A 14,073-nucleotide genomic window follows, 5' to 3' on the forward strand; every position below is an offset into this window, starting at 1 on the left:
CGCCGGCAGGAAGAGAACCTGCCGGCCCGATAGGGGTACCACGCCGCACCCCAAGTCAAGGCCCAATCGCCAGGTGCCCACCACCCCGCTGACTGCGGACACGCACACTCCTTGCCTGATCACACCGACCCACCTGCCGCCGGGCCCGCCTTCCGTCGGCACACCGACCCGCCTGCCGTCGGACTCGCCTTCCGTCGGTACACCGACCCGCTTACCGTCGGTCCCGCCAGCTCGACCCACCCGCCGCTGGGCCCGACTTCCGCCCGATACGACACACCCTGGCCCTGCCGGGCCGCCGCTCACGGCCACGAGCGTGCTCACGCGGGCGTCCCCCGCACCCGAGAACCCCCGAACCGATGCTCCCAGCCAGCACCGACAATCCCCCGGCCCCACCGGCAGATCAGCCGCGAAACCGGGGGTGCGACAGCCCGCAACTTCTGCGGCGCAGCGTGGCCCCCGGCGAGCGAAGCGACGCCAGCACACCAAGCGACCCACCACGAGACCGGCAGAAACCAAGAGAGCACAGGCCAACCGGCAGGTACCAAAAGAAAGGAGCGCCCGCCGCATTCCCCAACCCCCGCACTGCCCAACGGGCGCGGCCCCGAACACAAACCGGCAGCCGAACGATCCCAAGCATCCGGACGGCCGGGGGCGGGGAGGGGCTCGCGGATCAGGCGCAGCCTTGCCACACGGAAGAGCCCTCGTCAAGGCAGCTTTTCCGCCTTGACGAGGGCTCTTCCGTGTGGCGACCGTGAGGTGATCCGCGGGCCCCTCCCCGCCCCACCACGAAAGCCAACCCTCAGCAGGCGGACCGCTGAGGGTTCCCGCTCTCGACACCCTTGTCGATCCGCAACTCGTCGTCCTCCCACTTGAGGGGGTAGACGACCCGCCACCGGATGCACCGCTCAGGAAACTCGGCCGGAGCCTTCGAGGGGTCCTGCGTGCTGACCAACGTCATGAGCACCCGCAACCGCCCGCTGCGCGCATCGGACTCGATGCGCTGCACGACGATGCTCCCGTCCTGGGTGGTGGAGTACTCGGTCCGCCAGTGCTCCTCGCTGGTGTCGCGCGACCGCTCGCGGGTGACGGACCCGCGCCACTTGGCGAAGTCGCGCTCGTTGATGGCGTCGAAGTTGCGCTGCAGGACGTTCTGCACGCGTTCGCGGTCCGGGTGGGCGAACGCATCGACGCTCAGCCGGACCTCGGCATCCCCCGGCAGATCCGCGGGCGACGCCGACGAGCTCGACTGCACGACTGGATCGCCCTTGGCCTCGGCCGGGCGTTGGTACAGCTCGCGCACGACCATGCCCGTGCCCACCGATGCGCCGGTGATCACCAGCACGGCGGGTAGCAGCCAGCGGCTTGTCCCCATCCGTTCAGCCTAACCGCACCGCCTGGCCTACTCCGGGCGAGGTACTCACAATTGCCCATACCCGATACCTGCAGTGTGAAACGCGACTGTTTCAACATATTCAACGTTTGGAAGTAACCGTGCATACAGATGCATGGTTACTTCCAAACGCATGCAACTTGGACGGAGCAATACCTACTTGCGTTGGAAATTACTGAGGGGTAATCCCACACTACGAATGAGTGCAAGCAGGGTAGCCAATACCGCCGAACGGCGCAGCTAAACATGCAATAGGTGGCATTCGGGGCATCACCCGCTCAGCCCACCTGCAACAGGCAGTGTAAAACCCTTGCCAAGACAGAACTATACAACGAAAGTCGGCTGGAATACAGCAGGTAGAACGGCTGCCAATAATTGAGACCCATTGGTCTCGTTAGGCAACTGTAGCTGTACGCAACGAACGAATCGCCGAGCGGTAACGGTTCAACCGGGTGATGTGGACCCAAACCTCATCACCGAGCGTCACATACTCGCAGGTAACCATGCATCGAAAGGTCCCAAACGGCCTACCCATATCCCCGAGTTGGCGGATTGGCCATTGCGCTCGGATTGTGCGGGAATATGCGGCATCACCAATTCGCACCGAATCGCAGGGAGGGGAATTCCAGTGGATCTCCGCTACGAGGCGTACTGCTTCGCGGACAGTCTCTTCTACGACGTGCAGAGCCTCACGGAAACCCCACGAGACGATTTCGCACATGTGCTGCCGACGTTGCCCTCCGGCTGGAAGCAGGCGGATCACAACATCTGGCGCCACGTGCACCCTGACGGTGTCGTGCTCCCCACGCAGGGCTGGAAGATCCACGTCTCGGCGACGCTGCGCAACGCCGGACAGGTGTTGAAAGCGACCCATTCCTACTGCGTGGAGCACCGGATTCCTTTCAAGCACCTCCGCACCCTGTCGATCGTGCTCGCCCGCAACTCGAAATACGCCCCGCGGGAGGGCAGCGGCAAGCTGATCACGATCTACCCCGCCGACGAGACGCAGATGGAACGCATCCTCACCGACCTGTCGGCCGAGCTCGACGGGTTCGAGGGCGCGTACATCCTCAGCGACCTCCGCTACGGCGCCGGCCCGCTCTTCGTGCGCTACGGCGGCTTCGTCGAACAGTGGCTCGAGGTGGACGGCAAGCGCGTGCTGGCCATCCAGGACCGCGACGGCACCCTCGTTCCCGACCGGCGCAAGCCCACGTTCAGCCTGCCGGAGTGGGTCGAGCTGCCCGCGTGCCTCGCACCGCACCTGGACGCCCGCAACAACAGCGGCGACCCGGCGCAGTTCCCCTACCAGGTCACCAAGTCTCTGCACTTCTCGAACGGCGGCGGCGTCTACCTCGCGAACCGCAAGTCGGACGGCAAAGAGGTCGTGCTGAAGGAGGCCAGGCCGCACGCCGGCCTCGACCGGCGCAGCGCTGACGCGGTGAGCAGGCTCCAGCACGAACACGACACGCTCGTCCAGCTGGCGGGCATCCCCGGTGTGCCGGAGGTGTACGAGCACTTCGTCTGCTGGGAACACCACTTCCTCGCGATGGAGCTCATGCCGGGCAACCGGCTCAGCTGGTGGCTCGGCCACCACTACCCGCTGGCCCACACCACCGTCACCGATGAGCAGCTCGCCGAGTACAGGACCCGCACGTTCGCACTGGTGGACAAGGTGGAGCGGACGCTCGACGCCGTGCACGAGCGCGGCCTGGTCTTCGGCGACCTGCACGCCCACAACATCCTGCTGGACGAGAACGAGCGCTTGTCGCTGATCGACTTCGAGCTGTCCTTCCCGATCGACTCCGACCAGCGCCCCACCCTCGGCGCTCCGGGCTTCCAGGCGCCACCGGATCGCAGCGGGTCCGATGTCGACGACTACGGGCTCGCGGCGCTGAAGCTGTGGCTCTTCCTGCCGCTCAACACGATGCTGGAGCTCGCGCCGGAGAAGCTCCAGTCCCATGTGGACTTCATCCGCCGCCGGTTCGACCTGCCCGACGAGTACTGCGACAGCATCATCGACGTGCTCACGCCGCGCACGAGCATCCCCGCGGCCACGCACATCGCCCTGGACGACGAACAGCCCGACTGGACGGTGGTGCGCAAGGCGATCGCCACCGCGATCCTGGCGAGCGCGACGCCGCACCGCGAGGACCGGCTGTTCCCCGGTGACGTCGAGCAGTTCGAGTTCAGTCCGGCGGCGTTCGCGTACGGCGCGTCCGGTGTGCTGCACGCGCTGCACGCGAGCGGCGAGGGCCGGTTCCCCGAGTACGAGCAGTGGCTGCTCGACGCGGTGCGCCGCGAACCGCCGAAAGAGCCCGGCTTCTACGCCGGCGCGCACGGCATCGCGCACGTGCTGGAGAACTTCGGCTACTCCGAGCAGGCGGCCGACCTGGTGGCGGAGTACGCGCCCATGGTCGACGAAACACAGGACCACAGTCTGAGAAGCGGCCTGGCCGGCATCGGGCTGAACCTGCTGCACTTCGCGCACACCAGGCAGGACCGCGACTTCCTCGCGCAGGCGATCGACCTGGGCGACCGGACCGCGAGCATGCTGCCGAACGCGGAGCCGCCCGGTGACAAGGGCAGAGCCGGATTGTTCCTCGGCTGGTCAGGACCCGCGCTGTTCTTCGTCAGGCTCTTCGAGCACACCGGCGACCGCGCGTGGCTGGACCACGCGGAGCGGGCACTGGACCGCGACCTCGAGGAATGCGAGTTGGCGGTCGACGGCACGCTGCAGGTGCACGACGGTGATCGGACCCTGCCCTACGTGGAGGTCGGCGGCGCGGGCATCGCGCTCGTGCTCGACGAGTACGCACGACACGTTCCGGACGCGCCGCCCGTCGCGAAGCTGCCCGACCTGGTGTCCTCCTGCGGCAGCGAGTACGTCAGCCATCCCGGACTCGGGTTCGGGCGGATGGGCCTGCTCGGCACGCTGGCGCAGGTGGTCCGCAGACAGCCCGACCCGGTTTTCGAGAAGGCGATCGAGCGGCATCTACGCGCGCTGGCCTGGCACGCGGTCTCGTACGAGAACGGGATCACGTTCCCCGGCTACCAGCTGCGCAGGCTGTCCATGGACCTGATGAGCGGCGCCGCAGGCGTGCTTCTGACGGTGGCGTCCACTCTGGACCAGACAGGCAGGATGCTTCCGTTCCTGGGCGTACAACCCCAACCGGCTGACGCGCTCGCCGCGTCGGCCCCCTGAGCCACCGGCCCCTCGGCCGGCGGGTACCACCCTCCGATAGATCCCCCGAAAAAGGAGAAGTCGAAATGGGTTTCATTCTTGACATGCAGGACCTGGAGACCCCCGAGTCTTCGTCGGCGATGGCGTCGCACGGTGGCGGCGGCGGTGGCGGCGGCAGCACGTCCGCTTCCAACCTCTCCGTGCTGGCCTGCGGCTCCCACAGCGTCCTGAGCGTGGCGATCTGCTAACCAGCTCCACTCAGAGCAGGTGACAGTGGCGGAGCGGCACAGGCGAAGTGTGCCGCTCCACCACACAAGGGGTCCGACAGCGCATGCCGGTTGCCGCCGGCACGACTGCTGTCGGGCCCTTGCTCATGATGCGCCTCGACCGCCCTGGAGGAACAGATCGTGGCCAGACCAGGTGACAGACTGTTGTCGTCAGTGATCAGGCGTGACTGGCGGTGGGTGTTCCTGGTGACCACCGCGGTCGTGGGCACCACCTGCGCGTTGCTCATCCCGAACGCGCTGGCCAAGGCCGTGGACATGGCGCTCGCGGGCACGCTCGACGCGCCCACCGTCCTGTGGCTGCTCACCGTCACCGGCACCGAGATCGCGGTCGACACCGCGAGCATCGTCGTGGCGGCCGGGCTGACCAGCCGGGCAACGGCGTGGCTGCGGCACCGGGTGGCGCACCACCTGCTGCGCCTCGGCCATCCGGCTCCGTTCGCCGCTGGTGACGGAGTGAGCAGGCTGACCGGCGACTCCGCGATCGCGGGTGGCTTCGCCGTGCTGCTGGTGAACCTCGGCATCACCGTGGTGAGCTCCGCCGGTGCGGTGGTCGCACTGGCGTTGCTGGACTGGCGGCTGGCCGTGGTGTTCCTGGCGAGCGTGCCGTTCGGGTTGTTGCTCGTCCGCACGCACATGCGGCTCACGGCGGACGACGTGCTCGCCTACCAGCAGGTTTCCGGCGACCTGGCCGCGCGACTGCTGGACGCGGTCGGCGGACTGCGCACCATCGCCGCGTCGGGCACCGCCGAGCAGGAAGCGACCAGGGTGCTGCGCCCGCTGCCCGACCTCGCGGCCGCGGGCATCGGCATGTGGCGCACCCAGGCGCGGATGATCTGGCGCGCCGGTCTGCTCGTGCCGACGGTGCAGCTGTCCGTGCTGACCGCGGCCGGTTTCGGTGTGGTCGCCGGGCGGATCTCGGTCGGTTCGATGCTGGCCGTGCTCGGTTACACGGCACTGGCCATGGGCATCGTGGGACAGCTGAGCCAGCTGACCACGCTCGAACGAACTCGGGCCAGCGGCACGCGCCTGGCCGAGGTGCTGGACTCGCCGGCGCCCGCGCACGGTGAGCTCGTGCTCCCCGCGGGGGCGGGCGATCTCGACATCCGCGGCGTGTACGACGTCGACCTGCACGTCCCCGCGGGCACTTTCCTCGCCGTGGTCGGCCGATCCGGTTCCGGCAAGTCCACTCTGGCCTCCGCGATCGGTGGCCTGAGCACACCCGCGCGCGGCCAGGTGCTGCTCGACGGTGTCCCGCTCAGCGACCTGACCTCCGGTTCGCTGCACGCCGCGGTCGGCGTGGCGTTCGAACGGCCCGCCCTGCTGGGCGGCACCGTCGCCGACTCCGTCGGCTACGGCATCGCCGTGGAGGACGCGCTGGTGCGCGCGGCGTGCGAGGCGGCCCAGGTGCACGACGTGGTGGTCCGCCTGCCCGACGGCTACGCCACGCCGATGGCCGACACACCGCTCTCCGGCGGTGAGGCGCAGCGCCTGGGCCTGGCCCGCGCGATCGTGCGCGACCCCAGGGTCCTGGTCCTCGACGACGCGACAGCCAGCCTCGACACGGTGACCGAGTCCAAGGTGGACCAGGCGATCGACTCCGCGCTCCCCGGCCGCACCAGGGTCGTGGTGACGCACCGCGCGGCCACGGCCACCCGCGCGGACGTCGTGGTGTGGATGGAAGACGGCCACGTGCGCGGCACCGGCACCCACGACGACCTGTGGCAACACCCCGACTACCGCTCCGTCTTCACCGGAGGCGACGCCTGATGCCCCTGAGCCCACGCCCCTTGCATTCCTCCTCGACGGACGGTGGTGAGTGATGGACGTGCTCCGCCTCTACTTCAACGCACTGACCGGCCATCGCCGCGGTGTGCTCATCCTGCTGGCCTGGTCGGTGCTGGAAGGGATCCCCGCGTTCCTGTCCGGCCGGCTGGTGGGGCTCGCGGTCGACCGCGGGTTCGGCGCGGGCGACGTGTGGACGGGTGTGCGGTGGCTGGTGGTGTTCGCGTTCGTCTCGGTGCTCGGCGCGTGGGGGCAGCGGCAGGTGTTCGCGCGGCTCGGCGGGGTGATCGAGCCGATGCGGGACGCGCTGGTGCGGATCGTCGTGCGTGGTGTGCTGACGGATCCGGCCACGCACCGGCGGCAGCCGGACGCCAGCGCGGTCGCGCGGATCACGCGCCACGTCGAGGTTGTTCGTGACGCGACGGCCGGGATGCTGGTGCAGACGCGGGGACTGCTGGTCACCACGGCGGCCGCGCTGATCGGTCTCGCCACCACCGCGGGGCAGCTGGCTTGGATGCTCGGGTTGCCGATCGTGGTGGCGCTGGTGTTGTTCGGCATGCTGCTCCCCTCGCTGGCACGCAGGCAGCGGGACGCGGTGCTGGCCGAGGAGCACGCCGCGGAAGCAGCGGGCGACGTGCTGGTCGGGATCCGCGACGTGGTGTCGTGCGGAGCCGAACAGGTTGCCGGCGCGACGGTTTCGGCGGCGGTCGACCGGCAGGCCGGCGCTGCTGTGCGGGTCGCGTGGGCGAACGCGTTGCGCGGTCTGGTGATCGGGTGCGGCAGTCTGGTGCCGTTGATGCTGCTGGTCGTGCTGGCACCCGGACTGGTCGCATCAGGACAGTTGACGAAGGGCGCGGTGCTCGGCGCGGTCGTCTACCTGACGACGAACGTGCAGCCCGCGTTGCTGCAGCTCGCGAACGCCACGAGCACCGTGGTGCTGCGGCTGATGGTCGCGTTGAAGCGGCTCGGCGAAACGGCGCCGAAAACGACACCGGTCAGTGGTGACGAGGTGCCTGACGGTCACGACATCGCGTTGCGCGGCCTCACGTTCGGCTGGGGCGGGCACGCCGAGCCGATCGTGCGGGATCTCGACCTGGATCTCGCCGCGGGTGAGCATCTCGCGGTGGTCGGTCCCAGCGGCATCGGCAAGTCCACTTTGGCCGGTCTGCTGACCGGGATGATGTCGCCGCAACGCGGCAGCGTGCTGTTCGGCGGCGTGCCGGTCGACATGGTGCGGCCCGCGGTGCGGCACAAGGCGATCGCGCTGACCCCGCAGGAGACCTACCTGTTCACCGGCACGGTGCGCGAGAACCTCGCACTGTTCGCGCCCGCCGCATCCGATGCGGAACTGCTGGACGCCGCGGCGAAGGTCGGCGCGGCCGACCTGGTGGAACGAGTGGGTGGGCTGGACGCCACGCTGGGCCACGCGGGTGCCGGGCTGTCCGCGGGCGAGGCACAGCTGCTGGCGCTGGCCAGGGTGCACGCCTCCGCGGCCGAAGTGGTGATCCTCGACGAGGCGACCTCGCACCTGGACCCGTCCGCCGAGGCACGCGTCGAACGCGCTTTCGCGGCACGCAACGGAACTCTCGTGGTGATCGCGCACCGGCTGAGCTCGGCGCTGCGCGCGGACCGGGTGCTGGTGATGGACGGCGGCGCGCCTCTTCTGGGCACGCACCAGGAACTTCTGGCGACGTCAGACATGTACGCGCAGCTCATGCTGGCCTGGGATCCGACCCACACCAGCACGAGCCTGCAGCATTAGCCGACGCGGTGCAGCCAGGTGACGGGAGCCCCGTCGCCTGCTCGCCGGAACGGTTCCAAAGCGTCGTCCCAGGCCGCGCCGAGCAGTTCGTCCACACCGTGGGCGAACGACTCACCACCACGACTGCGGGCGGCGAGGGCGCGAAGCTGGTCCTCGGACACGACGATGTCGCCGTTGGCACTGGTTCTCGCGTGCCACAGACCGAGAACGGGCGCGAAGCAGAAGCGTTCGCCGTCGGTACCCGGCGACGGTTCCTCGGTCACCTCGAACCGAAGCATGGGCCACGCGCGCAACGCGGCCACGAGTTTGGCGCCTGTGCCGGAGTCTCCGGTCCAGGCGCATTCGGCGCGCAACTGGCCTGGTGCCGCGGGCTGCGCCGCCCATCGGAGGTCTACTCGTTCACCCAGGGTGCCCGAGATCGCCCACTCGACGTGCGGACAGACCGCAGACGGCGACGAGTGGACGTAGACCACGCCACTGGTGCTGCCACGGGTGCTCACTGCTGACCTCCGCTACTCGACGAGGGACGTCTTCCCCTACGGCCTGTCGAGCGAAGCGATCTTCGTGATTCCCGTTTGGTGCATTCTGCCTTGCGATGGCCGTTGTCCGCCATAAGAACCAGCACGATCATCACCCGACCGGGGCAGATCCGGGACTTTAGGCCCTGAGAGCCCGGTCGGGTGATACGTGATCGTGATCTAGATTGCGTTTACCGCGGCGACGACATCGACTAGGCCGGTGCCCTTGTCGAAGCTCGACGTGTACGGCCCGACCTGCTGGTACCCGGATCCGTACTTGTGGGCCGACGCCTTCAGCGCCCGCTCGATGTCAGCGGGAGTCGCGTTCGGCCTGGCCTGGAACATCTGTGCGACGATCCCCGCGATGTGGGGTGCCGCCATGGACGTTCCACTGATGGTGTTGAACGTGCCGACGTCGAGCAGGCCGGGGCCGTTCTGCGGCTTGAGGCCGGTCGAGCAGATCACCAGGTACAGCCGGCAGGACGAGGTGATGTTCTCGCCGGGAGCCGAGATGTCCGGCCACGTCGAGGAGTCCGTCGCCAGGCCGCGCGACGAGAAGTCGGACACCGCGCCGTCGCGCGTGCCGGTCTCCTGGTCGTTGTAGGACGCCACCGACAGCACGCCCGGAGTCGGGTCCATGCCGGGCGGGTTGGACAGGTTCGTCGAACCGTCGCCGCCGTCGTTGCCGTTGGCCCACACCGTGACCACGCCTTCGGCCGCGAGCGCGCGCTGGAGCTTGACGGTCACCGAGTTCGCGTCGAACGCCCCACCACCGGACGGGCCGTACGAGTTGTTGATCACCTTGATCGGCGGGCACACGCTCGCCGGGACGCCGGCACCGCAGGGAGCGCGGTGGTTCTCCAGCACCCAGTTGAGCGCCGCGTCCGCGCCGATGATGAACAGCGCGGCACCGGTGGAGATCACGACGGCCTTGGCGCCGGGAGCCGCGCCGCGCACGACCGGGCCACCGGACAGCTGCACGTCGTTGCCGACCGCGATGCCCGTGACGTGCGTGCCGTGGCCACCGACGGACAGCGTGTCGGTGTCGACGATCGTCGGCAGGTCGACGATGCAGTTCGTGGCGCTGCTCGACTCGTCGAGGCAGGTGCTCTTGAGGTTGCGGACGATCTTCGACGAGCCGTCCGGCAGCTTGAACGACGGGTGCGTCGGGTCGACGCCGGAGTCGATCACCGCGACCGTGACGCCGCGGCCGTCGAGCCCGAGGTTGTTGCGCGCCTCGACCCCGCGCGTCGCGACGTGCGACGTGGAGCCGAGGAACTTGATCGCGCGGTTCGCCTCGACCTGCGTGACCCCTGGGTTCACGCGGGCGGAGTTGATCTGCGCCTGGCTGCCGCGTGCGGCGACGACGCCGATCTTGCGGAAGCTGGTGATCTTCGTCAGCCCGGACCGTGCGACGGCCTGTTCGGCCGAACTGATGTCGGTCGCGTGCACGAACACCGTGTCGAGCGTCAACGCCGACGCGTGCGGGGCTGAGACGGCCACGAGCGCGGCGGCGAGCAGGGTGGCTCGTTTGAACATGGACCCTCCGTGAACATCGATAGGCAATACACCTAACGAGTGATCCACTATCCGGTGACGGCTGTCACGGATCGTCTCAACTGGGTGATCCGACAGGCCCGAACACGCTCCGCAGCGCTACGGTGTCGTGCCCTCACAGAAAGGTGACAACTCGTGCGGCTCATCCGGCTTGGTGCCGAACCCTCGGCCGTGGGCGCGGACGTGCGAGCCGCGCTGACCACGTGGGGTGTCGGCAACGAGATCGTCGGCGGCGTCGCCCTGCTGGGCGTGCAGCCGCCGGACTGCCCGCGTCCGCTGGACGCGGTGGTCGTGATGCCGCGCGGCGTGCTCGTGATCGTCGGCGTGGACCTCCCGGATCCGGCGATGCGCCTGGAGGCGCCGCTCGCGGGCCAGTGGAAGATCGACGGCTGGCCCCTGGTGAGCCCGGACGGCACTCCCAACCCGGCGACCGAGGCCGTCGAGGCGGCGACCGCCGTCGCCCACCGCATCCAGGCCATGCGCGCCACCCCGCTCCCGGTGAGCACCGTCGTGGCCGTCGGCCCGTACGTGAAGCAGGTGGTGCAGCCGACGTCCGACCTCAACCGAGGCGTGCGCGTCCTGCACCCGAAGCCCACCACGCTGATGGCCTCGGCCCGCGAGCTCGCCACGTCCGCACTGCCGTGCAGCGTCGAACAGGCCGCCAAGCTCTTGGCCGTCGTCTCCCCTTCCGGCTCGCCGCCACAGGTGGCCGCACTGCTGGCCGAGGGCTTCTCCGACGCCCCGACGCCCGACCTGGCGTCGGCGAGCACCATGCTGATCCCGAAGGTGACCGACCCCCGCCCCACGTCCCGCAAGCGCTTGCCGTGGCTGCTGTGGGCCGGCGGCGCCGTGGTGTCCCTGCTGCTGGTCGTCTGGCTGGTCGTGGCACTGGCCTCGGGCGACGACACCGCGGCCGCCGTGTCGGAGAGCCCACCGCCGCAGCCGACGACCGTCGTCGTGGACGGCACGTCGTTCACACCCCAGAGCGCCCACAGGAACGACGAGTGCGCACCCCAGGCCTACGGCGACGTGAAGGCGTGGCTGATCGCCAACGAGTGCCGCCGCCTGGAACGCGCCCAGTACGAGACAGCCATCGACAACCGCAAGGTCACCGTGGTCGTGGCATCGCTGGACGTCCTGGACGCCCCGAGCGCACAGGCGTTCCACGCCGTCGTGGTCGCCCCCGGCTCGGGCGGCATCAACGGCCTGGACGGCAAACCTCTTGAGCGCGCGGCTTTCGCCAGCTCCATCAAGGGCACGCGCGTCCACATCGCGCAGGCCGTGTGGGCCGGTGGTGCCGGTGACCCGCTGCTGGACGCGGTCGCGAAGCAGGCGTTGCGGCTCCCCGCGCAATAACCTTGGCGGATGATCGGACAACTTCGCTCGGTAGTTCTGGACTGTCCTGATCCGTTCGCACTCGCGCCGTTCTACTGCGAGCTGCTCGGCGCTTCGGTGCTGGACGGCAGCGACGCCACGTGGGTGGTCATCGTCGACGCCGAAGGCCGGCGCATCGCCTTCCAGCAGGCGCCCGAGTACCAGCCACCTCGCTTCCCCGACCCGGCCGCTTCGCAGCAGTTCCACCTGGACGTGCTCGTCTCGGACGTGTCCGTGGCCGAGCCCCAGGTGCTAGCTCTCGGGGCGAAGCTGGTGCAGGCCAACGACAGCGACTGGTTCCGCGTGTACACCGATCCGGTGGGGCACACGTTCTGCCTGGTCTGGTTCGAGGAGTAGGGCGGCACGACGCTTCCGCGTCGGCGCGCTCGCGCGGGCGTCCCCCGGTGCTGAGAACCCCCCGATCCATGCTCGCAGCCAGCACCGACAATCCCCGGCCCACAGGCACGCCAACCCCCGAAACCCGCAGAAGCAAAGGCCCGCCACACACCCACCGGCACGAACGCGGCGAGCAGCGACAGGCGCCACCATCGATCGCAGCAGGTCAAAGCTCGTGAGTGATTAGGAGTGCCATAGGCCTCCTAATCACTCACGAGCCCTGACCTGCCAACCTGACGAAGGCCTACTAGGGAGCACAGCGAAAACCGGCAGGTGCCAAGAGAAAGGAGCGCCCGCCGCACTGGCGACCCCGCATTGCAGAACGGGCGCGGCCCCCGAGCCAAAACCGGCGGCCGAATGATCAGAGCAAACCTTCCCGGAGGGCAGGGGGTGGGGAGGGGCTCGCCACCCACCACCGCAAAGACGCACCTACAACCCGTAAGACTCCAGCAACCGCAACCACACCTCACTGATAGTCGGGTAAGCGGGAACGGCGTGCCACAACCGATCCACAGTCACCTCCCCAACAATCGCAACAGTGGCAGCGTGCACCATCTCAGCAACGTCCTGCCCAACGAACGTAACCCCGACCAACGTCCGCCGAGACTCGTCGACAACCATCCGCGCCCGCCCGCTGTACCCGTCAGCGTGCAACGACGACCCAGCAACAGCGATGTCCAAGTCAACGCCCCGAACAGAAAGCCCGGAAGCACGAGCCTGCTCAGCAGTCCGCCCGACAAACGCGACCTCGGGGTCGGTGAACACGACCTGAGGCACCGCAACGTGATCAGCAGAAGCGGCCCCAGCAGACCACGGCACAGGCTCCTCACCCGCAACACGGGCCAGGATCGCACTCCCGACCGCCCGAGCCTCGTACTTCCCTTGGTGCGTCAACATGATCCGCCCGGTGACATCACCGGCCGCGTACAACCACCGACCATCCACACCGGACACGAGCCCGGTGTCATCGACAGCAAGCGGCTCACCGGAAGACGTAGCAGGCTTCCGCCCGGTGGCGATGAGAATCTCGTCCCCACGCACCACCCGCCCGTCCTCCAACGTCAACGCACCGGGCGCGACGGACGCGGCCCGAGCGTTCAGCAGCACCTCGACCCCGTCGGCGCGCAACCCGTCGCACACCAGCGGCCCGACGAACTCCTCGAACCGGGGCAACGGCCGCGGCCCCGAAACAACCAGCGTCACCGAGGACCCGAGCCGCGCCCACACCTGCGCCATCTCGACACCAACGACACCGCCACCCAGAACAACCAGACTGGACGGCACGGCCTTGGCAGAAGTCGCTTCGCGGGAAGTCCACACCGGAGTGGAGGAGAGGCCGGGCAGCGGCGGCATCTTGGGCACGCTGCCGGTGCACATGACGACGGCGTGCCGGGCGCGGTAGACGTCCGACCCGACGGTCACCTCGCGTTCGCCGGTGACCGAGCCGCGGCCGCGCACGACGGTGATGCCGGCACCCTCGGCCCACTTCACCTGGCCGCTGTCGTCCCAGTTCGAGGTGAACTCGGTGCGGCGCGCGAGCACCGCGGGCACGTCGAGCGGGCCGACGGGCACGCCGGGGACGCGGGCCGCGGCGGCACGCGCGTGGCCCGGTCTCAACAACGCCTTGCTCGGCATGCACGCCCAGTACGAGCACTCACCGCCGACGAGTTCCGCCTCGATCATGACCGTGCTGAGGCCACCCGCCGCGGTGCGCCCGGCGACGTTCTCGCCGACCGGACCGCCACCCACAACGACGACGTCGAAGTCCATGCACCCGACCCTAGTGCTGCGAGGGCCACCCCGGCGTCCGCCGGGGTGGCCCTCGC

The 14,073-nt window shown here is 69.0% G+C and carries 10 protein-coding genes; 6 read left to right on the plus strand and 4 right to left on the minus strand.

Annotated elements, in window-relative coordinates:
* Window positions 1-799: 799 nt before the first annotated feature.
* Window positions 800-1,372 (minus strand): hypothetical protein, encoded by a 573-nt coding sequence (locus FKR81_RS40840; protein WP_146360623.1) that lies wholly within the window; start codon window positions 1,370-1,372, stop codon window positions 800-802.
* 646 nt (window positions 1,373-2,018) lie between these two features.
* Here FKR81_RS40840 and lanKC point away from each other — a divergent pair.
* From lanKC to FKR81_RS40860, 4 genes are all read left to right on the plus strand, one after another.
* Window positions 2,019-4,592, plus strand: coding sequence for a class III lanthionine synthetase LanKC (gene lanKC, locus FKR81_RS40845; protein WP_146360625.1), 2,574 nt, complete (start codon window positions 2,019-2,021; stop codon window positions 4,590-4,592).
* 65 nt (window positions 4,593-4,657) lie between these two features.
* Entirely contained in the window at window positions 4,658-4,819 is a 162-nt protein-coding gene (locus tag FKR81_RS40850; protein ID WP_146360627.1) for a SapB/AmfS family lanthipeptide, read from the plus strand.
* 159 nt (window positions 4,820-4,978) lie between these two features.
* Window positions 4,979-6,625 carry an ABC transporter ATP-binding protein gene (locus FKR81_RS40855; RefSeq protein ID WP_146360629.1) on the plus strand — a complete coding sequence of 549 codons (1,647 nt, stop codon included), beginning with the start codon at window positions 4,979-4,981 and terminating at the stop codon, window positions 6,623-6,625.
* Between the two features lie 52 nt (window positions 6,626-6,677).
* The gene (locus FKR81_RS40860) at window positions 6,678-8,402 is read left to right on the plus strand and encodes an ABC transporter ATP-binding protein (protein ID WP_146360631.1); all 1,725 of its coding nucleotides are present in this window, start codon (window positions 6,678-6,680) and stop codon (window positions 8,400-8,402) included.
* Here FKR81_RS40860 and FKR81_RS40865 read toward each other — a convergent pair.
* Both FKR81_RS40865 and FKR81_RS40870 read right to left on the minus strand, forming a co-directional pair.
* On the minus strand, window positions 8,399-8,902 hold the full coding sequence (locus FKR81_RS40865; protein ID WP_146360633.1) for a DUF3145 domain-containing protein: 504 nt from the start codon (window positions 8,900-8,902) through the stop codon (window positions 8,399-8,401). The genes FKR81_RS40860 and FKR81_RS40865 overlap by 4 nt on opposite strands.
* A gap of 198 nt (window positions 8,903-9,100) precedes the next feature.
* A complete protein-coding gene (locus FKR81_RS40870; RefSeq protein WP_146360635.1) occupies window positions 9,101-10,459 on the minus strand; it encodes a S8 family peptidase in 1,359 nt (452 codons plus the stop codon).
* A 153-nt stretch (window positions 10,460-10,612) separates the two neighbouring features.
* On the opposite strand from FKR81_RS40870, the gene FKR81_RS40875 reads away from it, so the two are divergent.
* Complete coding sequence (locus FKR81_RS40875) at window positions 10,613-11,833, plus strand: hypothetical protein (protein WP_146360637.1); 1,221 nt, start codon at window positions 10,613-10,615, stop codon at window positions 11,831-11,833.
* A 9-nt stretch (window positions 11,834-11,842) separates the two neighbouring features.
* Window positions 11,843-12,208, plus strand: a complete 366-nt coding sequence (locus FKR81_RS40880; RefSeq protein WP_146360639.1) for a VOC family protein — start codon at window positions 11,843-11,845, stop codon at window positions 12,206-12,208.
* Window positions 12,209-12,676: 468 nt separating this feature from the next.
* Here the strand turns inward: FKR81_RS40880 and FKR81_RS40885 are convergent, their stop codons facing one another.
* On the minus strand, window positions 12,677-14,017 hold the full coding sequence (locus FKR81_RS40885) for a dihydrolipoyl dehydrogenase family protein (RefSeq protein ID WP_146360641.1): 1,341 nt from the start codon (window positions 14,015-14,017) through the stop codon (window positions 12,677-12,679).
* Window positions 14,018-14,073: the final 56 nt, after the last annotated feature.

Origin of the sequence: Lentzea tibetensis (genome assembly GCF_007845675.1) — a bacterium.
GTDB lineage: Bacteria > Actinomycetota > Actinomycetes > Mycobacteriales > Pseudonocardiaceae > Lentzea > Lentzea tibetensis.

Excerpts from the sequence above, each read along its gene's own strand:
- FKR81_RS40840 (WP_146360623.1), bottom strand. The coding sequence starts at position 1,372 with ATGGGGACAAGCCGCTGGCTGCTACCCGCCGTGCTGGTGATCACCGGC.
- FKR81_RS40850 (WP_146360627.1), top strand. The coding sequence starts at position 4,658 with ATGGGTTTCATTCTTGACATGCAGGACCTGGAGACCCCCGAGTCTTCG.
- FKR81_RS40860 (WP_146360631.1), top strand. The coding sequence starts at position 6,678 with ATGGACGTGCTCCGCCTCTACTTCAACGCACTGACCGGCCATCGCCGC.
- FKR81_RS40870 (WP_146360635.1), bottom strand. The coding sequence starts at position 10,459 with ATGTTCAAACGAGCCACCCTGCTCGCCGCCGCGCTCGTGGCCGTCTCA.
- FKR81_RS40880 (WP_146360639.1), top strand. The coding sequence starts at position 11,843 with ATGATCGGACAACTTCGCTCGGTAGTTCTGGACTGTCCTGATCCGTTC.
- FKR81_RS40885 (WP_146360641.1), bottom strand. The coding sequence starts at position 14,017 with ATGGACTTCGACGTCGTCGTTGTGGGTGGCGGTCCGGTCGGCGAGAAC.